Raw genomic sequence first — 23,315 nt, 5'->3', positions numbered from 1 at the left:
GTCAGTACTTCAACAGGTTGGCGTCGTCGACCGAGGTCGAGCGGCGGGTGCGGAAGATGGTCATGATGATCGCCAGGCCCACGACGACCTCCGCGGCGGCGACGACCATCGTGAAGAATGCGAAGACCTGCCCGTCGAGGTTGTGGTGCTGGCGGGCGAAGGTGACGAAGGCGAGATTGACCGCGTTGAGCATCAACTCGATGCACATGAACACCACGATCGCGTTGCGCCGCACCAGCACCCCGGCCGCGCCGATGGTGAACAGCAGGGCGGACAGATACAGGTAGTTGTCCGGATTCACCGCGGAGCCTTCCTCTCGTTGTCGCCGGTCGTGTGGGCGGTGTTGGCGCCGTTGCCGTTTCGCATGCCGATCTCCGCCGCCTCGGTGTGGGCGCGGCGGCGGCGATGGCGCAGGATGGTGCTCACCGACAGTTCGGCGAACGAGCCGTCGGGCAGCCGGGCCGGCACGTCGACGGCGTTGTGCCGGGCATAGACACCGGGGGTGGGCAGGGGAGTGATGCGGTGGCCTTCGCGCAGGCGGCGCTGCGATTGTTCGCGCTGCCCGGTGCGCGGACCGAACCGTTCCCGGTGCGCGAGGATCATCGCGCCGATGGTGGCGGTGATCAGCAGTGCGCCGGTGAGTTCGAAGGCCCACACGTAGCGCACGAAGATCAGTTCGGCCAGCGCCGAGATCGGGTCGGCACCGAACCCGGGTCCGGTGGCGGCCACCGAATCGTCGCGCACGCCGCGGGCGATCGCCGCGATCAGCAGCAGCCCGAATCCGATGCCCACCACGACGACGGCGATGCGGTGCCCGCGCAACGTCTCCCGCAGCGATTCGGACGAATCGACGCCGACGAGCATCAGGACGAACAGGAACAGCATCATGACCGCGCCCGTGTACACCACGATCTGCACCACGCCGAGGAACAGCGCGTCCTGGGCGATGTAGAACACCGACAGGGTGATCATGGTGGCCGCGAGGCACAGCGCGGAATGCACGGCCTTGCGGGCACACACCATGCCGAGGGCACCCGCCACCGCGACCACGGCCAGGACCCAGAACAGCACGGCCTCGCCGGTGGACGTTCGCGTAACCGCCTCGGCGGCAATCATGTTCACTTCCGGTTTCATTGCGCGCCTCCCTGTGCGCCCGCGAGATCCGCACCGCGGGAACCGGATTGCCGCGCCACCGCGATACCGGTGGAGCCGAGGCCCGTATCGCGGTCGGTGCCCGGCGCTGCGGGAACGGCGCCGAGGTAGTAGTCCTCCTCGGTGGCGCCCGGATAGGCGGCGTGCGGCGGCGCGATCATGCCGTCGCCCAGCGGGGCGAGCAGCCGGTCCTTCTCGTAGATCAGATCGGCGCGATTGTCGTCGGCCAGCTCGTATTCGTTGGTCATAGTCAACGCCCGGGTCGGGCATGCCTCGATGCACAGACCGCAGCCGATGCAGCGCAGATAATTGATCTGGTACACGCGGCCGTAGCGTTCACCGGGGGAGTAGCGCTCGCTGTCGGTGTTGTCGGCGCCCTCGACATAGATCGCGTCGGCGGGGCAGGCCCAGGCGCACAGTTCGCAGCCGATGCACTTCTCCAGGCCGTCGGGATGCCGATTCAGCTGGTGGCGGCCGTGATAGCGCGGCGCGGTCGGGACCTTCTCCTCGGGATAGAACTCGGTGTTCTTCTTCTTGAACATCGTGACGAAGGTGACCCAGAATCCGCCGATGGGTTCCAGCAGACCGGCTTTGGTCGCGGGCGGCGCGGTCTCGGGCATCGGCGGGACCGGGAAGTCCGAGAACTGTTGTGTCCCGGTGGTTTCCGGTGCGGGATTGTCCCCGGCGCGCCCGGCGCGCAACATCATCGCCAGCAGGACCACCGAGATGATCACCCCGGCGACCACGAGGCCCGTGGTCTGCACGTCGTGGCCGTTGTCCTGCACCACCTTCAGCGTCGCCACGATCATCACCCACAGCAGCGACACCGGAATGAGCAGCTTCCAGCCGAGGTTCATGAACTGGTCGTAGCGCAGCCGTGGCAGCGTCCCGCGCAACCAGATGAAGACGAACAGGAACGTCCAGACCTTCAGCGTGAACCACAGCAGCGGCCACCAGCCCGAATTCGCGCCGTCCCACAGGTTGAGCGGGAAGGGTGCGTGCCAGCCGCCGAAGAAGAGTGTGGTGGCCAGCGCCGAGACGGTGCCCATGTTGATGTATTCCGCCATCATGAACATCGCGAATTTCAGCGACGAGTATTCGGTGTGGAATCCGCCGACGAGTTCCCCCTCGGCCTCGGGCAGATCGAAGGGGGCACGGTTGGTTTCGCCGACCATCGCCACCGCGTAGACGACGAACGACGGCAGCAGCAGCCACACGTTCCAGGTGCCCCACTGCCGGTCCACGATGCCGGAGGTGGACATGGTTCCGGCCAGCAGGAACACCGCCGCGAAACAGGCCGCCATCGCGATCTCGTAGGAGATCACCTGCGCGGTCGAGCGCAGGCCGCCGAGCAGCGGATAGGTCGATCCCGACGACCACCCGGCCAGCACGATGCCGTAGACCCCGATCGAGGTCATCGCGAGAATGTAGAGCACTCCCACCGGCATATCGGTCAACTGCAGTGGTGTGCGGGTGCCGAAGATCGACACCTCCGGTCCGAGCGGTATCACCGCGAACGCCATCACCGCCGGAATCAGCGCGACGATCGGTGCCAGAATGTAGATCGGCTTGTCGACCATCGCGGGGATGATGTCCTCCTTGAGGAGCATCTTGACCCCGTCGGCGATGGATTGCAGCGAGCCGCGCGGCCCGACCCGGTTGGGGCCGACCCGCATCTGCATCCAGGCCACCACCTTGCGTTCGATCACCACCGCGAGCAGCGGGATGAGCAGCAGGAAGACGAAGATGCCGATGGATTTCACCACGACCAGCCACCACGGGTCGTGGCCGAAGGCGGACAGATCGGCCGGGGCGGCGACCAGCACGGCCGGCGACATCTCACTCATGGGGTTCCTCCCGTTGGATGCGCACGCGGTGACCGAGGGCGGTGGTGAGCCGGTCGTTGACCGTCGATTCCGCCGAATTCCACGGCAGCCAGGCGACACGATCGGGCATCTCGGTGATGTCGAGCGGCAGCACGATGCGGCCGTGTCCGGTGCTGATCCGCACCGAATCGCCGGTGGCCGCGCCGATTTCGGCCGCGGTGGCCGGCGACAGCCGCAGGACCGGCCGGCGGGCGGTGCCGGCGAGATTCGGTTCGCCGTCCTGCATGCGTCCGTTGTCGAGCAGCATGCGCCAACCGGCGAGGACGGCGGTGCCGGTTTCGGTCTCCGGGAGCGCGGCCGACGGATACGCCGGCGGCTGCGGCCGGGGCCCGTCCCAGACGCCCAGGGCGTCCAGTTCCGCGCGGGCCGCGTCGACCGTCGGCAAGCCCAACCGGACCCCCATCTCGTCGGCCAGCGAATGCAGCACGCGATGATCGGCCAGCGGCGCCGCCTGCCGCCGCACGGTCGCATCGCCGAGAGCGGCGCCGAACGGCCGCGGCCTGCCCTCCCAGGTGAGGTACGTTCCCGCCTTCTCCATGGCCGCGGCGACGGGGAACACCACATCGGCGCGCTCGGTGACCTCGCTGTGGCGCAACTCCAGACTGACCACGAAGGCGGCGGCCTCGACGGCGGCGCGGGCGGCGCGAGGGTCGGGCAGATCGGCGATCTCCACACCGCCGACCAGCAGCGCGCCCGGGTGGCGGCCGGCGTCGAGAATCGTGGCGGTATCGCGTCCCGGGGCGGTCGGCAGTTCGTCGACCTGCCAGATTCGCTGAACCTGTTGGCGCGCACGGGCATTGGCGACCGGACGTCCGCCCGGCAGCAAATCCGGCAGCGCACCCGCCTCGAGCGCGCCACGTTCGCCGGCGCGGCGCGGCACCCAGGCGAGTGCGGCGCCGGTGGTCTCGGCCAGCGAGGCCACCGCCGACAGCGCGCCGGGTAGCGCGGCCAGCCGCTCACCGGCCAGGATCACCGCACCGCGCCGGCGCAGCGCGCGGGCGAGTTCGTCGAGTCCCGGCGGATCGGGCGGGCATTCGTATCCGGCGCCCGCGACCGCCAGCGCCTGCAGCAGCCGCGCTTCGTCGCCGGGCACGGTGGGAATCAACCGGCCCGAAATCCGGTTCAGCCCCCGGCTCGCATAGGCGGCCAGCGAATAGATCGCGGTCGCGGAGGTGCGGGCGGCCTTGCGCAGCCGCAGATGCAGGATGGGGCATTCCTCTTCGGGTTCTAGGCCGGCGAGCAGGACGACCGGCGCCGAATCCAGCGCGCCGTAGTCCACCCGCACCCCCTGTCCGGCGACGGCCGCTGCCAGGAATGCGGCCTCCTCCGCGGAATGGGCGCGGGCGCGGAAGTCGATGTCGTTGGTGCCCAGCGCGATACGCGCGAATTTGGCGTACGCGTAGGCGTCCTCGACGGTGGCGCGACCGCCCACCAGCACTCCGGCGTGCCCGCGGGCGGCGGCCAGGCCCGCACCGGCGCGCGCGAGCGCCTCCGACCACGAGGCCGGCACGAGTGCGCCGCTGTCGTCGCGGATCAGCGGAGTGGTGATCCGGTCGGGTTCGGTCGCGTAGGTGAAGGCCCAGCGCCCCTTGTCACAATTCCATTCCTCGTTGACCTGCGGATCGTCACCGGCCAAGCGGCGCAGCACTTTTCCGCGGCGGTGGTCGGTGCGCTGGGCGCATCCGGCGGCGCAGTGTTCGCATACCGCCGGGCTCGACACCAGGTCGAAGGGGCGCGCGCGGAAGCGGTAGGTGGTGCCGGTGAGGGCGCCGACCGGGCAGATCTGGACGGTGTTGCCGGAGAAGTAGGAGTCCATCGGCTCCCCGGCGGCGATCCCGACCTGCTGCAGTGCGCCGCGGTCCATCAGTTCGATGAACGGATCACCGGCGATCTGTTGCGAGAACCGGGTGCAGCGGGCGCACAGGACACACCGCTCCCGATCCAGCAGCACCGCGGGCGAGAGCGGAATCGGTTTGGGATAGGTGCGTTTCACCCCCTCGAAGCGCGATTCGGGCCGCCCGCTGGATATCGCCTGGTTCTGCAGCGGGCATTCCCCGCCCTTGTCGCACACCGGGCAATCCAGCGGATGGTTGATCAGCAGCAGTTCCATGACCCCGGTTTGGGCCTTCTGCGCGGCCGGCGAGCTGATCTGGGTGTGGGCGACCATCCCGTCGGTGACGGCCATCGTGCAGGAGGCGACCGGTTTGCGTTGCCCCTCCACCTCGACCAGGCACTGCCGGCACGCTCCGACCGGATCGAGCAGCGGATGGTCGCAGAACCGGGGGATCTGGATTCCCACGAGTTCGGCGGCGCGGATCAGCAACGTTCCGGCGGGCACGGCGATCGTCGTGCCGTCGATGGTGACGGTGACCAGATCCTGGGGGATGACGCCACTGCTGTCGTGGCGGACTGTCGCGGTCATCGCACTCCTTCGGCAGGCGTCGCCGCGGTGCCGGCCGTGGCGGCCCAGGCGGTCGAGCGAGCGGGATCGAACGGGCACCGGCCCAGCCGGATGTGTTCGGTGTATTCGTCGCGAAAATATTTGAGGGAGGACACGATCGGGCTCGCCGCACCGTCGCCGAGGGCACAGAACGATTTACCGTTGATGTTGTCGGCGATATCGAGCAGGGTGTCCAGATCGGCCTCGGTTCCGCCGCCGGACTCGAGTCGCTGCAGCAGCTGCACCAGCCAGTAGGTGCCTTCCCGGCAGGGTGTGCATTTTCCGCAGGATTCGTGGGCGTAGAACTCGGTCCAGCGCAGCACCGCGCGCACCACGCAGGTGGTGTCGTCGAAGATCTGTAATGCCTTGGTGCCCAGCATGGACCCGGCCGCGCCCACGTTCTCGTAGTCGAGGGGCACATCGAGGTGTTCGGCGGTGAACAGCGGAGTGGAGGACCCGCCGGGGGTCCAGAACTTCAGGCTGTGCCCGGCGCGCACACCGCCGGCGTGCCCGAGAAGTTCGCGCAGGGTCACACCGAGGGGCGCCTCGTACTGACCCGGTCGCGTGACGTGCCCGGACAGCGAATACAGCGTGAAACCGGGCGATTTCTCCGAACCCATCGAACGAAACCATTCGACGCCGTTGGTCATGATGGCTGGCACGCTCGCGATCGATTCCACGTTGTTGACCACGGTCGGGCACGCGTACAGGCCCGCGACGGCGGGGAAGGGCGGGCGCAGGCGAGGCTGGCCGCGCCGGCCCTCGAGCGAATCCAGCAGGGCGGTTTCCTCACCGCAGATGTAGGCGCCGGCCCCGGCGTGCACGATCAGCTCGAGATCGAAGCCGGAGCCGAGAATATCGCGGCCCAGATAGCCTGCGGCATAAGCCTCTTCGACCGCGCTCTGGAGCCGGCGCAGCACCGGCACGACTTCGCCGCGCAGATAGATGAACGCATGGGCGGCGCGGATGGCATAGGCGGCGATGATGGCGCCCTCGACCAGCACATGCGGGGTCGCCAGCATCAACGGGATGTCCTTGCAGGTGCCGGGTTCGGATTCGTCGGCGTTGACGACCAGGTAGTGCGGCTTACCCGCTGCCGGCGACCCTTCGGGATCCTGCGGGATGAAACCCCATTTCATGCCGGTGGGGAATCCGGCGCCGCCACGGCCGCGCAGTCCGGCGTCCTTCACCGTGGCGATGACCTCGTCGGGATGCATGCCCAGCGCACGGGACAGGCCGCGATAACCGTCGTGTGCCCGGTAGGTGTCGAGGGTCCACGACCGCGGCTGATCCCAGTAGCGGGTGAGTACGGGCGCCAGCGTCATCACCGTTCCCCCTGTTCGGTCTCCGAATCATGCTGCGGCGCAGCAGGTGTCGATGGCTGGGTCGCCACGCGCAGTCCGGCGAGTGTGGGTTCTCCGGGGGCGCCGTCGTTGGCGTCGGGCCGCCGGTCCGGGAATCCGGCGAGAATGCGGGCGGTGTCGCGGAAGCTGCACAGGGGCGCGCCGCTGCGCGTGCCGGTGACCTCGCGTCCGGACCGCAGCGCGTCGGCGAGCGCGCGGGCCGACTCCGGGGTCTGGTTGTCGAAGAATTCCCAGTTCACCATCACCACCGGGGCATAATCGCAGGCGGCGTTGCACTCGAGATGCTCGAGCGTGATCGATCCGTCCGCAGTCGTTTCGCCGGGGGCGATCTCCAGATGCCGGGCGAGTGCGGCCAGGATCTCGTCGCCGCCCATGACCGCGCACAGCGTATTGGTGCACACTCCGACGTGATAGTCGCCGGTCGGCGTGCGCCGATACATCGAGTAGAAGGTGGCGACCGCGGTCACCTCGGCGTCGGTGAGCCCGAGTTCTTCGGCGCAGAAGGCGATCCCGGTGCCGCTGACATAGCCCTCGACGCTCTGCACCAGATGCAGCAACGGCAGCAACGCCGAGCGCGACTGCGGATAGCGGTCGATGATCTCGCGGGCCTCCGCTCGCAGATTCTCCTGCACCTGCGGCGGGTAGGGGACAGGGCGCTGCGACAACTGCAGCAGGATCGGGTCGCGACCGGTCGCGGTCGCGGGAATCGGTTCGGCTGTCATCGGTCGACACCACCCATCACCGGGTCGATGCTGGCCACGGAGGCGATCACGTCGGCGACCATGCCGCCCTCGCACATCGCCGCCACGGCCTGCAGATTCGTGAACGAGGGATCGCGGAAATGCACACGGTAGGGCCGGGTTCCGCCGTCGGAGACCATATGGACACCCAGTTCGCCGCGCGGAGACTCCACCGAGGCGTACACCTGGCCGGGCGGCACCCGCATGCCCTCGGTGACGAGTTTGAAGTGGTGGATCAGCGCCTCCATCGAGGTGCCCATGATGGTGCCGATATGTTCGGCGGAATTGCCGAGTCCGTCGGGCCCGAGGGTCAGATCCGCCGGCCACGCGATCTTCTTGTCCGACACCATGACCGGCCCGGGGCGAAGCTTGTCGAGGCACTGCTCGACGATCTTCAGCGACTCCTTCATCTCCTTGATGCGGATCAGGTAGCGGCCGTAACAGTCGCATCCGGTATCGGTCATGACGTCGAACTCGTAGTCCTCGTAGCCGCAGTACGGCTGCGACTTGCGCAGATCGTGCGGCAGACCGGTGGAGCGCAGGACCGGTCCGGTCACTCCCAATGCCATACACGCGGCCAGGTCGAGATAGCCGATGCCGCGGGTGCGGGCCTTGAAGATCGGGTTCTCGTTGAGCAGCAACTCCATATCGCGCAGCCGTTTCGGCATGAGCGCCAGCAGATCTCGGATCTTGCCCACGGCGTCGGACGGCAGATCCTGCGCCAGGCCGCCGGGGCGGATGTAGGCGTGGTTCATCCGCAGTCCGGTGACGTTTTCGAAGATGTCGAGGATCAGTTCGCGTTCGCGGAAGCCGAACAGCATCGGTGTCAGCGCGCCGAGTTCCATACCGCCGGTGGCCAGTGCGACCAGATGGGAGGAGATGCGGTTGAGCTCCATCAGCATGACGCGAACGATGTTCACTCGTTCGGGAATATCGCCGGTGATACCGAGCAGCTTCTCCACGGCCAGGCAGTAGGCGGTCTCGTTGAACAGCGGAGACAGATAGTCCATCCGGGTCACGAACGTGACGCCCTGCACCCAGTTGCGGAATTCGAGATTCTTCTCGATGCCGGTGTGCAGGTAGCCGATTCCGCAGCGCGCCTCGGTGACCGTCTCGCCCTCGATCTCGAGGATCAGCCGCAGCACGCCATGGGTGGAGGGATGCTGCGGTCCCATATTGACGACGATCCGCTCCTCCGCGGCACCGTCGAGCGCTTCGCGCACATCGTCCCAGTCCTGTCCGACGACCGTGACCGCCGGGCGTTCGGCCACCGGATCCGTTGCGGCGCCGGTGATGTCGGTGTGATTCATCAGCTGTAGGTCCTCCGCTGGTCCGGGGGCGGAATACGCGCGCCCTTGTATTCGACCGGGATCCCGCCGAGCGGGTAGTCCTTGCGTTGCGGATGTCCACGCCAGTCGTCGGGCATCATGATCCGGGTCAGCGACGGGTGCCCGTCGAAGACGATGCCGAAGAAGTCGTAGGTTTCGCGCTCGTGCCAGTCGGTGGTCGGATACACCGAGAACAGCGAGGGCATATGCGGATCCGCATCCGGTACCGACACCTCGATCCGCACCCGGCGGTTGTGTGTGATCGACAGCAGGTGATAGGCGGCGTGCAGTTCGCGGCCCGTGTCGTCGGGGTAGTGCACGCCGTTCACGCCGAGGCACAGTTCGAAGCGCAACGCCGCGTCGTCGCGCAGCGCACGCGCCACCTCGACGACCCGTTCGCGCCGCACGTGCAGGGTCAGTTCTCCGGCGAAGACCACGATCTTCTCGATCGCGGTGCGAAACACCTCGTCTCCCACCGACTCCGCCAGCGCGGCGACCACCTCGTCGAAATAGGAGCCGTAGGGCGCGGGGGTGCTCCCGGGCAGCGTGACGGTCCGCACCAGCCGCCCGTATCCGGAGGTGTCGCCGGTGCCCCGGACGCCGAACATGCCGCGGCGCACGCCGATGACCTCGTCGTCGGGCCGGTCGGGGGAGGGACCACGCGATTCGGGTTCGATCGCCGGTTCACCGGCCGGGCCGGGTGCGCCTGTGCCGGAGGAGGATTCGATATCCGCGGGGCTGTCGGGCGGATCGCCGGCGCTGCGCGGTGCGTCCAGGCTCATCGCAGCAGCCCCTCCATCCGGATCGTGGGCGTGGAGGCGAGTGCGGCGGCCTCGGCCGCGCGCACAGCCTCGGCGCGGTCGACACCCAGCGGCATCTCCTGGATCTTCTCGTGCAGTTTCAAGATCGCGTGCAACAGCATCTCCGGGCGCGGCGGACAGCCGGGCAGGTAGATGTCCACTGGCACGACATGGTCGACGCCCTGCACGATGGCGTAGTTGTTGAACATCCCGCCGGAGGAGGCGCACACCCCCATCGCCAGCACCCATTTGGGTTCGGTCATCTGGTCGTAGACCTGCCGCAGCACGGGCGCCATCTTCTGGCTGACGCGGCCGGCGACGATCATCAGATCCGCCTGCCGGGGGGAGGCGCGGAAGACCTCCATCCCGAAGCGGGCGCTGTCGAAGCGACCGGCCCCCGTGGCCATCATCTCGATCGCGCAGCAGGCCAGCCCGAACGTCGCGGGCCACAGCGAGCCCTTACGCATGTATCCGGCGAACTGTTCGACCGTGCTCAGCAGGAAGCCGCTGGGCAATTTCTCCTCGAGCCCCATCTCGGATCAACTCTCACTTCCGTGTGCGAATCCTCGGTCCCGGCGGACGCCGGGACGACGGGTTGGGTATGCGGTGCCGACGGGCCGATCGGCCCGCCCGCGTTCAGTCCCAGCTCAGGCCGCCGCGCCTCCACTCGTAGGCGTAGGCAACCGAGACGTTGAAGATGAACAGCGCCATGGCCGCCAACCCGAAGACGCCGAGGGCATCGAAGTGCACCGCCCACGGATAGAGGAATACGATCTCGATGTCGAAGATGATGAACAGCATCGCGGTGAGGTAGTACTTCACCGGAAAACGTTGTCCCGCAGCATTTCCCGGCCCGCCGGCAATGGCGTGCGGGGTGGGTTCGATACCGCATTCGTAGGCTTCGAGTTTGGCGCGGTTGTAGCGTTTGGGCCCGATCACGGCCGCCAGCAACACCGATCCCAGCGCGAACGCGGCAGCGATCGCACCGAGTACGAGAGTCGGCACCTGGGTATTCACAACGACACAACCCCTCTCCCTCGCCGGCAACTGCCGAGGCGGGGCTGACGTCGTCGTCTGCCGGGCCAGTCTCACCCCGAAGCGCAGCTCGAGCGCGAGCGCGGAACGACAGGGCAGGCAGGGCGCCATTCATATCAACAGCCACGCTCGTGTGAGCTACAGCACAGCCTACAACCGCTCTTTCTGAATACTCGCGGTTCCGCCCCGGTGTTTGATCGAATTCGGAACTGTCACTTATGACCGAAACAACGCAATGGCCTCCCCGTGGCCGGGCGCGCCGCGCCTGCCCGAGCACGCGGAAACGGCCGGCCGACGAGATGGCGGCCGACCGGGAAAAGCACTGATCAGGCGGCGGGGCGAGCGTTCAGGGCAGTGGTGACCGCCGAGGTGAGCTGAAACGGATCCAGGGGATGGGCGGCCGCGGCCTCGGCCCGGGACCAGGCGGCGAGCCAGGCATCGTCGGCCCGGCCGGTCAGCACCACGATGGGTGGGCAGTCGGCGATCTCGTCCTTGAGCTGCTTGGCCAGCCCCATCCCACCGGTCGGCGTGGCCTCACCGTCGAGAATGGCCAGGTCGATCCCACCGGCGTCGAGCTGCTCGATCACCACCGGCGCGGTGGCGGTCTCGCGGTAGTCGAACGGCGGCAGGTCGGGATGCGGATGCTTACCCAGCGCCAGCATCACCTGGCGGCGGGTGTCGGCATCGCTGCTGTATACGAGAACCCGCAGCGCGGGACGGTTCGCATCGGCCACCTTTCGGATGCTACGTCCATCCGGCCGGGTGCGGTGGCAGCTTCGGCGGCAGCGGTCCCCGCGCCGGGCGTGGCGCCCGCCCGGCGACTTCACCGCGAGGTTGATCGTGCCGATCGGAATCGTTGCTGGTCACCGCGGAGAAAACGCGCGATCCTTATAAGCGGCGGCAGTTCGGCGGCAGAACTGTCCCGGCAGGGCGAAACGACGACAGGCTCGACAGGGCGGTGGACGATGCGAATTTCGGAGGTTTTGCGCAACAAAGGGGCCGATGTGGTGACGATCGCGCCGGAGGCGACGGTCGGCCGATTGCTGGCGGTGCTGGCCGAACACAACGTCGGCGCGGTGGTGGTGTGCGGTGCGGGCGGCGCACTGGACGGGATCGTGTCGGAGCGGGATGTGGTCCGCTGCCTGCACAGGCAGGGCGCACAGCTGCTGACCCGGCCGGTGTCCGACATCATGACCGCAATCGTGCACACCTGCTCCCCGGAGGATCGGGTGGAGAGTTTGCGCGCGACGATGACCGAACACCGGATCCGGCATCTGCCGGTCGTCGATCGCGGGCGAATGGTCGGCATCGTGAGTATCGGCGATGTGGTCAAGAGCGCGATCTCGGAATTGCAGGACGAGCGCGAACACCTCGAGCACTATCTGCAGGGCTGAGCCTGCGGGACGAGCCGTGACATGACCGTGCCCGGGTCCGGGGGGACCCGGGCACGAGCGGTGCCGAATTCAAGACGGCGGAACAGTGCCGAATCCACCATTGCCGCACGGTGATTGGATATTCACCGGTTCGTAACCGCGAAAGTGGTGGGTACGAGGCATTTTCGGAGCAGAATTCCCTCGGGCGGTTCGTTCGGAACCACGAGGTCGCCGATGCCGGAATCGGGTGTATCGGGTGGGGTTCGAGACGTGCGCTGTCCCTCGGAACTCACTGCCCGGCGTCCGCGCTGTGGAGCGTTCCGAACGGCCGCCGACCACGTCGCATTCCGAGTCGTGAATCCAGCCGATTCGATCGGCGACCGATCGCGTATTAGGGTGCGTGGCACGCGCGCCGGATCGCTGGTCGGCGGCGCCGGAAACGCCGCTCGATCCGAAGGAAAACAATGCGCCGCATCGCATTCGCCGCATCCCTGCTCGCCCTCGCCTGCACCCTCGGAGCCTGCGGCGGATCCTCCGACGACCACGCGGCGACCACGACCACGACATCGGCTGCGGCGCAATCGAGTTCGATCGCCCCGGCGGGCGGGCAGGACTGTGGCGCGCAGCCCTGGCCCCGCCCGCTACCCGACTTCCGCGGGAAACCACTGGGACAGACCGTGGTCGGTGCGGCGCTGTGCTTCGACATCACCGGTATCGCCACCGCGGACGGTCGCGACGTGATGCACGATCCGGGCGCCGCGACGACACCCTGGACGGTCACCGCTCAGCAGCCGGCGGCGGGGACGCCGGTCGCCGCGGACACTGCGGTCACGCTGACGGTCGACGTCCCGCACTGATCGCTACTTGCCGGCGGCGCGGCCCAGGTGCTCCGGGTAGCGCGCCCCCGCGAAGGCCTCGGCCGGGGCGGCGGCCTCGATCCGGGCAAGATCCTCGGCGCTGAGCTCGATCTCGGTGGCCGCCACATTCTGCTCGAGGTACGCGCGGCGCTTGGTGCCCGGGATCGGGACCACGTCGTCACCGCGCGACTGGACCCAGGCCAGCGCCAATTGCCCTGCGGTCACGCCCTTTTCCTCCGCCATCGCGCGCAACTCGGCGACGACGGCGAGATTGCGGTCGATGTTGTCGTCGGCGAAACGGGGCAGCGCGCGGCGCAGGTCGTCGGCGGGCAGATCGGCGGTCGAGGTGATCGAGCCGGTGAGGAAGCCGCGGCCCAGCGGGGAGAACGGCACGATACCGATGCCGAGTTCGCGGCAGGTGGGCAGGACTTCCTCTTCGATACCGCGCGTCCACAGCGACCATTCGCTCTGCAGCGCGGTCACCGGATGCACGGCATGCGCGCGCCGGATGGTCTCGGCCGAGGCCTCGGAGATGCCGAGGTAGCGGACCTTACCCGCGGTGACCAGCTCCGACAGCGCGCCCCAGGTCTCCTCGACCGGAACGTTCGGGTCGACGCGGTGCTGGTAGTAGAAGTCGATATGGTCGACGCCGAGCCGCTTCAGCGATTCGTCGCAGGACTGCGCGACGTAGGCCGCGTCGCCCCGGGCGCCCATACTGCCGTCCTCGCCCCACACGATGCCGAATTTGGTCGCGAGGATCACCTGGTCGCGCCGATCGGCGATGGCCCGGCCCACCAGCTCCTCGTTGTCGCCGGCGCCGTAGACGTTCGCGGTGTCGAGCAGGGTCACCCCGAGCTCGAGGGCGCGGTGGATGGTGGCGATCGACTCCGCGTCGTTGTCGCGCACACCGTAGGCCTGGCTCATTCCCATGCAGCCGAGTCCCTGTGCGCCGACGGTCAATTCGCCGAGTTTCCTGGTCGCGATCATGCGAGCGGTCCTCCTGAGGTGCCATCGGTTCGAATGGTGAGTCGCTACCGACTCACGGCGCCGACGCTACGACTTGGAGTGCGCTCCAAGTCAACCCGTCAGCGGGAACCGTCGTCGTCGAGCCGGGCGACCAGCACGGCCAGTGCGTCGCCCAGGGTGCGCCGCTGCTGCGCATCGATATCGTCGAGGGCGGCGGCGAAGCGCTGGATACGGGCGGACGTGAGGCCGTTGACCAGAGATTTCGCCTGTTCGGTGGCGGTCAGCAACTGAGCCCTGCCGTCGGCCGGGTCGGCGGTGCGTTCGAGATATCCGTACTTCTCCAGGCCCGATACGATGCGCGACATCGTGGGGGCGGTGACGTGTTCGGCGGCGGCCAGATCACCCAGGCGCATCGGGCCGCTGCGGACCAGGGTGCCCAGCGCGGCCGCCGAACCGGGACTCAATGAACCCAGGTCACCGGAGCGCCGCAGCAGGCGAGTGATCCGGCCGAGCGCGAAGTACAGATCCGCCGCCTCGGCAAGCTCCTCCGCGCTGCGTGCGCGCTCCTGCTGGATCATGGGGGTTGTCGCTCCTACGCGTGTGCTGGGACCGTCGGCAGCCGCACCGTCGGCGATATCCGATTCAGTAAGTATGCCCTCCCGTCCGATGAGGAAGCGTTCGGCCTGCTCATCGGCGCCGCGTGGAGATCGACAGCAGCGCCCTCGACCACGGTCGGGAACCTGGCCGGTGTGGCGGGGATGGGCATACCGCCGAAACACACCTAGGCCGTGCCGGTGCGCCGTGTGGGCGAATCGGGCTTCGACGCCGCGGAGATCGTCGGTACCGGTCCGGTGGGATGGTCGGTCACCGGACGGAAGGCTCGATCGCCCACCCGCGCCGGGTCGACCATATGCGCGACGAACAGGCGCGCGGCCGGCGTCGGTGTGCCGGTCGTCACCGCATGCCACGGCCGGTCCAGCGGCGTGCCCTCGACCGGGACGACGACCAGATTGCCCTGTGCCACATCGGCTTCCACCGCGTCGCTGTGGATCAGCGTGATGCCCAGCCCCTCTCGGGCGGCGGCGAGGACGGCGCCGTGGGTGCCGAGGGTGAGCGCGGGCGGGCGGATCTGCAGCCGGTCCAGCAGTGCCAGCGTGGTGTCGCGGGTGCCCGAACCGGGGCCGCGCAACAACCAGGTGGTGGTGCGTGGATCGTGGGACCGTCCCGGCGCTCCCACGACGACCAGGCGGCTGGGCCGGCGCGCCCGCACCACCAGCCCGGTGTCGCGCGGGGGGCGGCCCGCGATCACGAGATCGGTTTCGTGGTGCTGTAATTCGATGAACAGCAGATCGCGCGGATGGATCGAGAGCCCCAGCTCGATCTCGGGATAGCGGTCGCGGAACGACACCAGCAGGCGCAGCAGGACGTATTCCCCGGCGGTGGCCACCACTCCGATCCGCAACCGGCCCGTTTCGGCGCGGCGGACCGCGGCGTGCGCCTCTTTCATCAAACCCAGGATGCTGCGGCAGTATTCGGCATAGACCCGGCCCGCCTCGGTGAGTGCGATACCGCGTCCGGATTTCGCGATCAATTTCGCGCCGAGCTGCTTTTCGATATGCGCCACCGCCGCCGACGCGGCCGCTTCGGTGATGTGCAGTTGCGCAGCCGCGCGCCGAATGCTGTTGTGCCGGGCCACAACCAGAAACGTTTCCATTCGGACCGCACTCACCGTTCCCATCTACAGACGGTAGCAAACTCAACGATTCGGTTGAGCGAGACCGGAAACAATCGAATTGTCCCCGCCGGGCGGTGCCCGCATCCTGAATCTGCGCACTCGCCGCACCGTCCCGGGAGGTGTGGCGGACGAGAATCGCGCAGCGGCTCGCGACGCCGACCGGTTGCGGGTGTCCCGCAAGATACAGGAGGACCGATGACCGACGAATCCACTCGTGACCGCTGGGATCCGGGCGTGCACTCGTATGCGTCCATGGGTTATTACGACGCGGATTACCAACCCTGCGATACCGATGTGCTGGCGGTGTTCCGGGTGACGCCGCAACCGGGGGTGGACCCGATCGAGGCGGCCGCCGCGGTGGCGGGCGAATCCTCCACTGCCACATGGACTGTCGTGTGGACCGACCGGCTGACCGCGCACGACCGCTACCGTGCCAAGTGCTACCGGGTCGAGGAGGTGCCGGGGCGGCCTGGGGAGTATTTCGCTTATATCGCCTACGACCTGGACCTTTTCGAAGAGGGTTCGATCACCAATCTCACCTCCTCGGTGATCGGCAATGTCTTCGGTTTCAAACCGCTGCAGGCGTTGCGGCTCGAGGACATGCGTATTCCGGTGGCCTATGTCAAGACCTTTCAGGGCCCACCGCACGGAATCGTTATGGAACGGGAGTATCTGAACAAGTACGGCCGGCCGTTGCTGGGGGCGACCGTGAAGCCGAAACTCGGTCTCTCGGCGCGCAACTACGGGCGGGTGGTGTACGAGGCGTGTAAAGGCGGCCTGGATTTCACCAAGGACGACGAGAACATCAACTCGCAACCGTTCATGCGATGGCGCGATCGCTATCTGTTCGCCATGGAGGGCGTGAATCGCGCGACCGCCGAAACGGGAGAATTGAAGGGTCATTATCTCAATATCACGGCCGCCACGATGGAGGATATGTACGAGCGCGCGGAGTTCGCGAAATCGCTCGGCAGCGTGATCGTGATGATGGACCTCACCGTCGGCTACACGGCGATGCAGTCGATGTCGAAGTGGGCGCGGCGCAACGGCATGCTGTTGCATCTGCACCGGGCCGGGCATTCGACCTTCACCCGCCAGAAGACCCACGGCGTCAGCTTCCGGGTGCTGGCCAAGTGGTGCCGGCTCATCGGTGTCGACCACCTGCACGCGGGCACCGTCATCGGCAAGCTCGAAGGCGACCCGCACACCGTCAAGGGTTTCTACGATACGTTGCGCGACAACCATATTCCCGCCAATCCGCGCAACGGCATCTTCTTCGACCAGGACTGGGCGAGCCTGCCCGGAGTGATGCCGGTGGCATCCGGCGGAATCCACGCGGGCCAGATGCATCAACTGCTGGATCTCTTCGGTGACGACGCGATCCTGCAGTTCGGCGGCGGCACCATCGGACATCCGATGGGTATCGCCGCGGGCGCCGAGGCCAATCGAGTCGCGCTGGAGGCGATGGTCAAGGCGCGCAATGAAGGTCGCGATCTGCTGAAGGAGGGGCCCGACGCGCTACGTGCCGCGGCGCGGATCTGCCCGGCACTCGATGTGGCGCTCGCGACCTGGGGTGATGTCACCTTCGACTACACCTCCACCGACGCCCCCGACGCCGTACCGACGGTCACCGCCTGACCGGCCGCCCCGACGACATACAAGGAGACGCAATGCATCTGCGGCAAGGGACGTTCTCCCATCTGCCCGACCTGTCCGACACCGAAATCGGCGCTCAGATCCGCTACGCGCTGCTCAACAACTGGCCGGTCTCGATCGAATACACCGACGATCCACACCCACGCAACGTCTACTGGGAGATGTGGGGGCTGCCGCTGTTCGACCTCGACGAACCCGACGGCGTGCTCGCCGAGGTGAATGCCTGCCGTTCGACGTTCCCGCACCACTACATCCGCGTCAACGCCTACGACGCGAGCTACGGCCGGCAGACGACCGCGCTGAGTTTCCTGGTCCAGCGCCCGGCCGACGAACCGGGCTTCCTGGTGGTGCGCACCGAGACCGAGGATCGACGGCAGCACTACGGCCTGCGGTCCTACGCCACCGATGTGCCCGCGGGCGCGCGCTACCGGGACTGACGCGATGGTGGACGGGAGGCAGGCGATGTCCGGCGGCACACAGGGCAGCGGATCGGGATTCCGGATGTACCGGCCGGGAGCGGGCAGTTCCGCGGGTTCGGGTGCGAATCAGACCGAGGCGCACGCGGATCCCGATCCGTCGGAGATCGCGCTGCCGGACGACGCGACGGTCGATCTGTCGACGGATCTGGCCGGCAAGAACGTCGAGGACACCCTCGCCCGGCTCGATGCGGAGCTGATCGGACTGGCCACGGTCAAGAAACGGGTGCGCGAGATCGCGGCGCTGCTGCTGATCGACCGCGCCCGGCAGCGGTTCGGATTGCAGGCCGACCGTCCCACCATGCATATGAGTTTCACCGGCGGGCCCGGCACCGGGAAGACGACGGTCGCGCTGCGGATGGCGGAGATGTTGCACGCCCTCGGCTACATCCGGAAACCGAAGGTGCACACGGTGACTCGCGACGACCTGGTCGGCCAGTTCATCGGCCACACCGCGCCCAAGACCAAGGAGGCGCTGGCCAAGGCCGCGGGCGGAGTGTTGTTCATCGACGAGGCGTACTACCTGTTCCGGCCGGAGAACGAGCGGGACTACGGACAGGAGGTGATCGAGATCCTGCTGCAGGAGATGGAGACCGAACGTTCCAGTCTGGTGGTGATCTTCGCCGGATATCCGGACCGGATGGAGACGTTCTTCTCCGCCAATCCCGGGTTGTCCTCGCGAGTGGCCCACCACATCGAATTCCCCGACTACACGCGCGGGGAACTGCTGGCCATCGCAGAGGTCATGGTGGCACAGCAGAATTTCCGTTTCGGTGATTCGGCGGCGGCGGCCTTCGACGAATATCTGGCGGTGCGGATGGCGCGGCCGCGTTTCGCGAATGCGCGCAGTGTCCGCAATGCCGTGGACCGGTGCCGGCTGCGCCAGGCGAATCGTCTGGTGCAGGAGCATCGCCCGCTCGGCAAGGCCGATCTGATGACGCTGACGACCGAAGACATCTACGGCAGCAGCGTTTTCGGCGACCGCGTCGGCGCCGCGGAGGAGGCGCCGGCATGCCCGACGGAATGAAAACCCTCACCCGCTACACGATCGAACAGGAACATCGGCATCCCGGTTCCTCGGGAGAGTTCTCCGCACTGCTCAATGTGGTGTCCACCGCGGCGAAGATCATCGCCAATCAGGTGACCCGCGGCCGCATCGTGGGGGCGCTGGATGAATCGGACGGCGCGGATCCACCACTGAGCCTGCATCGGCGCATGGACGCCATCGCCAACGACATCATGGTGGAGCAATCCGAATCCAGCGGGCCGCTGTCGGCACTGCTGTCGGAGCAGATGAACGGATTTCGTCCGGTGGCGGGGGAGGTGCGGCGCGGCAAATACATGCTGGCCTTCGATCCGCTGGACGGCTCCTCGAATATCGATGTGAATCTGCCCGTCGGCACGATATTCAGTGTGTTGCGCGCACCGGAGGACGGGCGGGCGCCGCAGGCGGCGGATTTCCTGCAGCCGGGAGTGCGGCAGGTCTGCGCGGGATTCACCCTCTACGGCCCGGCGACGATGCTGGTCCTCACCACCGGCAGCGGAGTCGACGGGTTCACCCTCGATCGGGAGATCGGCGCGTTCGTGCTCACCCACCGCCGCATGCGCATTCCCGAGGACACCTCGGGATTCGCGATCAATGCCGCCAACGAGCGGTTCTGGCAGCGTCCGGTGCGGCGTTATGTGCACGAATGTCTCGACGGGGTCGACGGGCCGCGATCGCGCGATTTCAATATGCGCTGGGTGGCATCACTGGTCGCCGACGCCTTTCACATCCTCACCCGCGGCGGGGTCTATCTGTATCCGTACGACACCCGTGATCCCGGCCGGCCGGGCCGGGTGTCGCTGCTGTACGGCGCCAATCCCATCGCCTTCGTGATCGAACAGGCCGGCGGTGCCGCGACCACCGGCCACGAACGGGTGCTCGAGGTGGTTCCCGAGCATCCGCATCAGCAGATCCCGCTGGTTTTCGGATCGCGCAACGAGGTGCGCCGGATCGAGCGCTATCACCGTGAACCCGATGCCGGGCCGCCGTTCGACGCGTCGTTGTTCGGTACCCGCACCCTGTTCCGACCGGCGCGCCATTGAACGCCGGCTGATCGAATCGAGATGTCATGTCGCGCAAACATCCCGTGGTCGCCATCACCGGTTCCTCCGGCGCCGGAACGACCAGCGTCACCCGGACCTTCCAGGAAATCTTCCGGCGGGAGGGCATCAGTGCCGCGATCGTGGAGGGAGATTCGTTCCACCGCTACGATCGCGCCGGCATGCAGGTGGCAATGGCCGAAGCCGAAGCCGATCTGAATCTGCATTTCTCCCATTTCGGCCCGGAGGCCAATCTGCTCACCGAACTGGAGAGCCTGTTCCGCGATTACGGGCAATCCGGGGTCGGGCTGGTGCGCAAATATCTGCACGACGAGTCCGAGGCCAAACCCTACGGACTGGAACCGGGCACCTTCACGCCGTGGGAAGAACTCGCCCCCGGCAGCGACCTGCTGTTCTACGAGGGGCTGCACGGCGCCGCGGTCACCGGCACGGTCGATGTGGCGCGCTATGCGGATCTGCTGGTGGGCGTGGTGCCGATCGTGAATCTGGAATGGATTCAGAAGGTCATCCGCGACAAGACCGAGCGCGGCTATTCCAGCGAAGCGGTGATCGACACGATTCTGCGTCGCATGCCCGACTATGTGAAGTACATCTGCCCGCAGTTCTCGCGCACCTACGTCAATTTCCAGCGGGTGCCGACGGTGGATACCTCGAACCCGTTCACCGCCCGCAGCATTCCCACCGCCGACGAAAGTTTCGTCGTGATCCGCTTCGCCGATCCGAAGGTGATCGATTTCCCGTATCTGCTGTCGATGCTGCACGATTCGTTCATGTCGCGGCCGAACTGCATCGTGGTGCCGGGCGGCAAGATGGATCTGGCGATGCAGCTGATCTTCACACCGCTCATTCTGCGGTTGATGGACAAACGACCCGGCCCGCGCGCATAACCCGTCGTGAGAACGGGTGTTTCGACGCTCGCGCACGACGACCTCGCGGAGTTGAATCGACGCTATGTGGTCGATGAATATGAGCGCCACGTGGGCCGCGGCGCGCCGGGATGCATCGGATGCCGGATCCGGGCCGCTCCGGCAGCTGGTCGAGGAATTCGCCGAGATCGAAATCGTGGACCGATCGATGACGCTGGCGGCCAAGATCTTCACGTGTGTGCTGCCCGTGATCATCGCCGGGTCCGTGTTCTCCCAGCTCGATCTGGCGACCCGCGCCATCGACGATCAGCTGGGACTGGACCGGACGACGTTCCGGTCCGCCTTCGGAGTCGTCGCGTCGACCGATCCGACATTCGCGGCGTTCGGGGTGGTCGGGCTGCTGATGGTCGTGATCAGTGGCGCGTCGTTCGCCAAGACTCTCGCGCGCATCTACGGCAAGCTCTGGGACGTGCCGGCGATCGGCCTGCGCGACGCATGGCGCTGGCCGGTGGTTCTGCTCGTCGTCGCATTCTCGGCCGCGACGATCGGGGCCGTGCGCCAACTCGCCGGGCTCCGCTATTTCGGACCGCCGCTCACCCTGGCCGGCGAGTTGCTGGTGTGGATGATCGTATGGACCCTCTGCGCGTACCTGCTCACCCTGGGGAAGCTGCGCGGGCGGGCACTATGGGCGACCGGGGCGCTGACGGCCATCGGATTGACCTCGGTCCGGGCCGGAGGACGCCTGGTGCTGCCGAAGGTCACCGCCTCCGCCCAGGCGAAGTTCGGGCTGCTCGGCCCGGTGTTCACCGCGATCAGTTGGCTTTTCGTGCTGTCGATCGTGGTGGTCGGGGCGGCGACGATCGCCAAGGTGCTGGCCCCCGGCCCGGCGCCCACCGAGGCGGAGGATGCCGAGCCGTGCGCTGAACCGTGACGGGTAACCCCCGCCCGCCACTGCGCTATTTCATGGTGACCGAGATCGTGGCCTGGTCGATCTGCACGTTGGACTCGATCGGATTGCCCTCCGCGTGGACGGTGATGCGCGCCTTGTCGATCCCCTCGTCCTGCAGGGCCGTGGCGACGTTGTTGCCCCGTGCCTCGGCGAGCGAGTCGGCCGCCCCGGAATTCGAGTCGACGGCGTAGGTTTCGATCTTGACCGCGGTGTCGTTGCCCTTGAGCGGGAGCGCCACCGCCTTGATCGTGGCGACATCGGCCGGGCTCAGATCGGAGCTGTTCTTGTCGAAGGTGATCGGCGCCGCCGACAGCACACTGTTGATCGCGTTCTGCACCGCCTGCTGCGCGGAGTTGAGGGCCGAACCCACCACCGACGACGCCGTGCTGGCGAGACTGCTTCGCATATCGGTGTGCTCGCCACCGTTCGCCGTGGTCGTGGTAACCGCGACCGGGCCACTGTTGTCGTCCGAGGAACATGCGGCGATCGGAATCAGCGCTGCCGCACCGGTCGCCAGCACCGCTACCGCCTTGACGAGTTTCATGCTGCTTCTCCTGATCTCCGTGCGGATGTGTCCGGTGGTCACGACGCGAGAATGCGCGCCTTCTCGGATTCGAACTCCTGCTCGGTGAGCACCCCCTGAGCCTTCAACTCGCCCAGCTGTTTCAGTGCCGCGATGCGGTCGGTTCCCCCGCCGGCCGGTGCGGACGGCGGCGGTTGTTGCTGGTACCGGGATTCCTCCTGCGCGACCCAGCGCTGGCCCTGGCGTCGCGAGACGCGATTGGATACGGCTGTGGCCGTTCCGGCGACGACCGCGGTGCGGGCAACACCTCGTAGTAACCCGGGCATGCGGCTTCTCCTTAGGTATCGGCCTCGAGCCTGTCGAGGGTCGAGAGGATGGCTTGAACGGGAATGCGACCGGAGGCGACGAGTTCGGCGCCGTTGCGCCGCAACGCGACCGCGAGCGGTGCCGCCCACGTGTTCTCGTAGAGGAGGACTGCGGCGGAATGGCCGGGCTCCAAGGCGCCCCCGGCCTCGCGCAGATCCCCCTCGTCGAGCAGCCCGGTCGCCGCCTCGGCGAACAGTGTCACATCCAGGTCGCCGGTCAACCCGACATCGGCGATGTCGATCCCGGTCAGTGATCCGTCCGCATCCTTGTGCACGAAGGCCAGATCCAGGACGCGGATGATGCCGCGGTCCACCAGATCGCGGAGCATCGGCAAGGCCGAACCGTCCGGTTGGCGGTCGGCCGGAAACTCGATGACGAGATAGTCGATCGGCCCCATCTCGTCGATATCGGCAGCACTGTTCACCGGACAACCTCTTCTCTCCGACAGACGAGACGACCCGACACCTTATGATTCGGTGCCGCCGGTCCCGCAGATATCACGACTGCGGTAGCGGAGTGAATCGGCCGCCGATCCGATCGGGCGAACCGGCCTCGGAGTCGGCGCCGCCGCACGTTGGTTGCCGAAATTTCGCCAGAGCGCTCCGGCGGCTGTCGGCGCAGCGCACAATGAGAAACAACCGCGCTCATGTCCACCGGCCTCCGGGATCCGGCCGAAATCACTGCCAGATGGGTTCCA

25 protein-coding genes are annotated in these 23,315 nt (G+C 67.3%); 8 read left to right on the top strand and 17 right to left on the bottom strand.

Annotated features, from left to right (window positions below):
- Nucleotide 1: 1 nt before the first annotated feature.
- From nuoK to NK1_RS05640, 11 genes are all read right to left on the bottom strand, one after another.
- Nucleotides 2-301, bottom strand: a complete 300-nt coding sequence (gene nuoK, locus NK1_RS05690; protein ID WP_025350204.1) for an NADH-quinone oxidoreductase subunit NuoK — start codon at nt 299-301, stop codon at nt 2-4.
- The gene (locus NK1_RS05685; RefSeq protein WP_063007482.1) at nt 298-1,134 is read right to left on the bottom strand and encodes an NADH-quinone oxidoreductase subunit J; all 837 of its coding nucleotides are present in this window, start codon (nt 1,132-1,134) and stop codon (nt 298-300) included. Before NK1_RS05685 ends, nuoK begins: the two co-directional genes overlap by 4 nt.
- A complete protein-coding gene (nuoH, locus tag NK1_RS35555) occupies nt 1,131-2,990 on the bottom strand; it encodes an NADH-quinone oxidoreductase subunit NuoH (protein WP_063007559.1) in 1,860 nt (619 codons plus the stop codon). The genes NK1_RS05685 and nuoH overlap by 4 nt, the downstream gene beginning before the upstream one ends.
- 1 nt (nt 2,991) lies before the next feature.
- Nucleotides 2,992-5,460 (bottom strand): NADH-quinone oxidoreductase subunit G, encoded by a 2,469-nt coding sequence (locus NK1_RS05675; RefSeq protein WP_063007558.1) that lies wholly within the window; start codon nt 5,458-5,460, stop codon nt 2,992-2,994.
- On the bottom strand, nt 5,457-6,803 hold the full coding sequence (gene nuoF / locus NK1_RS05670; protein ID WP_063007481.1) for an NADH-quinone oxidoreductase subunit NuoF: 1,347 nt from the start codon (nt 6,801-6,803) through the stop codon (nt 5,457-5,459). Before nuoF ends, NK1_RS05675 begins: the two co-directional genes overlap by 4 nt.
- Nucleotides 6,803-7,564: an NADH-quinone oxidoreductase subunit NuoE gene (nuoE, locus tag NK1_RS05665; RefSeq protein ID WP_063007480.1), complete on the bottom strand. Its 762-nt coding sequence runs from the start codon at nt 7,562-7,564 to the stop codon at nt 6,803-6,805. The genes nuoF and nuoE overlap by 1 nt, the downstream gene beginning before the upstream one ends.
- Complete coding sequence (gene nuoD / locus NK1_RS05660) at nt 7,561-8,892, bottom strand: NADH dehydrogenase (quinone) subunit D (protein ID WP_063007479.1); 1,332 nt, start codon at nt 8,890-8,892, stop codon at nt 7,561-7,563. The genes nuoE and nuoD overlap by 4 nt, the downstream gene beginning before the upstream one ends.
- On the bottom strand, nt 8,892-9,518 hold the full coding sequence (locus NK1_RS05655; RefSeq protein ID WP_063007557.1) for an NADH-quinone oxidoreductase subunit C: 627 nt from the start codon (nt 9,516-9,518) through the stop codon (nt 8,892-8,894). Before NK1_RS05655 ends, nuoD begins: the two co-directional genes overlap by 1 nt.
- A 170-nt stretch (nt 9,519-9,688) precedes the next feature.
- Nucleotides 9,689-10,243 carry a NuoB/complex I 20 kDa subunit family protein gene (locus tag NK1_RS05650; protein ID WP_036501257.1) on the bottom strand — a complete coding sequence of 185 codons (555 nt, stop codon included), beginning with the start codon at nt 10,241-10,243 and terminating at the stop codon, nt 9,689-9,691.
- A 103-nt stretch (nt 10,244-10,346) separates the two neighbouring features.
- Nucleotides 10,347-10,727 (bottom strand): NADH-quinone oxidoreductase subunit A, encoded by a 381-nt coding sequence (locus tag NK1_RS05645; protein ID WP_036501258.1) that lies wholly within the window; start codon nt 10,725-10,727, stop codon nt 10,347-10,349.
- Nucleotides 10,728-11,071: 344 nt separating this feature from the next.
- A complete protein-coding gene (locus NK1_RS05640; RefSeq protein ID WP_157104089.1) occupies nt 11,072-11,479 on the bottom strand; it encodes an Rv3143 family two-component system response regulator in 408 nt (135 codons plus the stop codon).
- A 231-nt stretch (nt 11,480-11,710) separates the two neighbouring features.
- Between NK1_RS05640 and NK1_RS05635 the strand changes: the two genes are divergently transcribed.
- Nucleotides 11,711-12,139 (top strand): CBS domain-containing protein, encoded by a 429-nt coding sequence (locus NK1_RS05635; RefSeq protein ID WP_063007478.1) that lies wholly within the window; start codon nt 11,711-11,713, stop codon nt 12,137-12,139.
- A 443-nt stretch (nt 12,140-12,582) separates the two neighbouring features.
- Entirely contained in the window at nt 12,583-12,975 is a 393-nt protein-coding gene (locus NK1_RS05630; protein WP_063007477.1) for a PASTA domain-containing protein, read from the top strand.
- A 3-nt stretch (nt 12,976-12,978) separates the two neighbouring features.
- On the opposite strand, the gene NK1_RS05625 is transcribed toward NK1_RS05630, so the two are convergent.
- The 3 genes from NK1_RS05625 to NK1_RS05615 form a co-directional block, all read right to left on the bottom strand.
- A complete protein-coding gene (locus NK1_RS05625) occupies nt 12,979-13,962 on the bottom strand; it encodes an aldo/keto reductase (RefSeq protein ID WP_063007476.1) in 984 nt (327 codons plus the stop codon).
- Between the two features lie 98 nt (nt 13,963-14,060).
- Complete coding sequence (locus NK1_RS05620) at nt 14,061-14,519, bottom strand: MarR family winged helix-turn-helix transcriptional regulator (protein WP_063007475.1); 459 nt, start codon at nt 14,517-14,519, stop codon at nt 14,061-14,063.
- Nucleotides 14,520-14,722: 203 nt separating this feature from the next.
- Nucleotides 14,723-15,679: a LysR family transcriptional regulator gene (locus tag NK1_RS05615; RefSeq protein WP_245660358.1), complete on the bottom strand. Its 957-nt coding sequence runs from the start codon at nt 15,677-15,679 to the stop codon at nt 14,723-14,725.
- Nucleotides 15,680-15,871: 192 nt separating this feature from the next.
- Between NK1_RS05615 and NK1_RS05610 the strand changes: the two genes are divergently transcribed.
- The 6 genes from NK1_RS05610 to NK1_RS05585 all read left to right on the top strand — a co-directional run bounded on the left by NK1_RS05610 (nt 15,872) and on the right by NK1_RS05585 (nt 21,711).
- Nucleotides 15,872-17,314, top strand: a complete 1,443-nt coding sequence (locus NK1_RS05610; protein WP_063007474.1) for a form I ribulose bisphosphate carboxylase large subunit — start codon at nt 15,872-15,874, stop codon at nt 17,312-17,314.
- A gap of 32 nt (nt 17,315-17,346) precedes the next feature.
- Entirely contained in the window at nt 17,347-17,769 is a 423-nt protein-coding gene (locus NK1_RS05605; protein ID WP_039782033.1) for a ribulose bisphosphate carboxylase small subunit, read from the top strand.
- A 25-nt stretch (nt 17,770-17,794) separates the two neighbouring features.
- Nucleotides 17,795-18,835, top strand: a complete 1,041-nt coding sequence (locus tag NK1_RS05600; protein ID WP_063007555.1) for an AAA family ATPase — start codon at nt 17,795-17,797, stop codon at nt 18,833-18,835.
- On the top strand, nt 18,820-19,896 hold the full coding sequence (locus NK1_RS05595; RefSeq protein WP_063007473.1) for a class 1 fructose-bisphosphatase: 1,077 nt from the start codon (nt 18,820-18,822) through the stop codon (nt 19,894-19,896). Before NK1_RS05600 ends, NK1_RS05595 begins: the two co-directional genes overlap by 16 nt.
- 26 nt (nt 19,897-19,922) lie before the next feature.
- Entirely contained in the window at nt 19,923-20,801 is an 879-nt protein-coding gene (locus tag NK1_RS05590) for a phosphoribulokinase (RefSeq protein ID WP_063007472.1), read from the top strand.
- A gap of 79 nt (nt 20,802-20,880) precedes the next feature.
- Complete coding sequence (locus NK1_RS05585; protein ID WP_063007554.1) at nt 20,881-21,711, top strand: hypothetical protein; 831 nt, start codon at nt 20,881-20,883, stop codon at nt 21,709-21,711.
- A gap of 25 nt (nt 21,712-21,736) precedes the next feature.
- Here NK1_RS05585 and NK1_RS05580 read toward each other — a convergent pair whose 3' ends face one another.
- Genes NK1_RS05580 through NK1_RS05570 form a run of 3 tightly spaced genes read right to left on the bottom strand, consistent with a single transcriptional unit; the run spans nt 21,737 to nt 23,015 of the window.
- Nucleotides 21,737-22,273 carry an OmpA family protein gene (locus tag NK1_RS05580; protein WP_063905912.1) on the bottom strand — a complete coding sequence of 179 codons (537 nt, stop codon included), beginning with the start codon at nt 22,271-22,273 and terminating at the stop codon, nt 21,737-21,739.
- Nucleotides 22,274-22,311: 38 nt separating this feature from the next.
- Complete coding sequence (locus NK1_RS05575; RefSeq protein WP_063007470.1) at nt 22,312-22,578, bottom strand: SHOCT domain-containing protein; 267 nt, start codon at nt 22,576-22,578, stop codon at nt 22,312-22,314.
- An 11-nt stretch (nt 22,579-22,589) separates the two neighbouring features.
- On the bottom strand, nt 22,590-23,015 hold the full coding sequence (locus NK1_RS05570) for a DUF6325 family protein (RefSeq protein WP_063007553.1): 426 nt from the start codon (nt 23,013-23,015) through the stop codon (nt 22,590-22,592).
- Between the last annotated feature and the right edge of the window lie 300 nt (nt 23,016-23,315).

The sequence above is a fragment of the Nocardia kruczakiae NBRC 101016 genome (assembly GCF_001612965.1).
Taxonomy (GTDB): domain Bacteria; phylum Actinomycetota; class Actinomycetes; order Mycobacteriales; family Mycobacteriaceae; genus Nocardia; species Nocardia kruczakiae.
The sequence above is the reverse complement of the archived record's forward strand: the minus strand, read 5'-3'. Positions and strand labels throughout refer to the sequence as shown.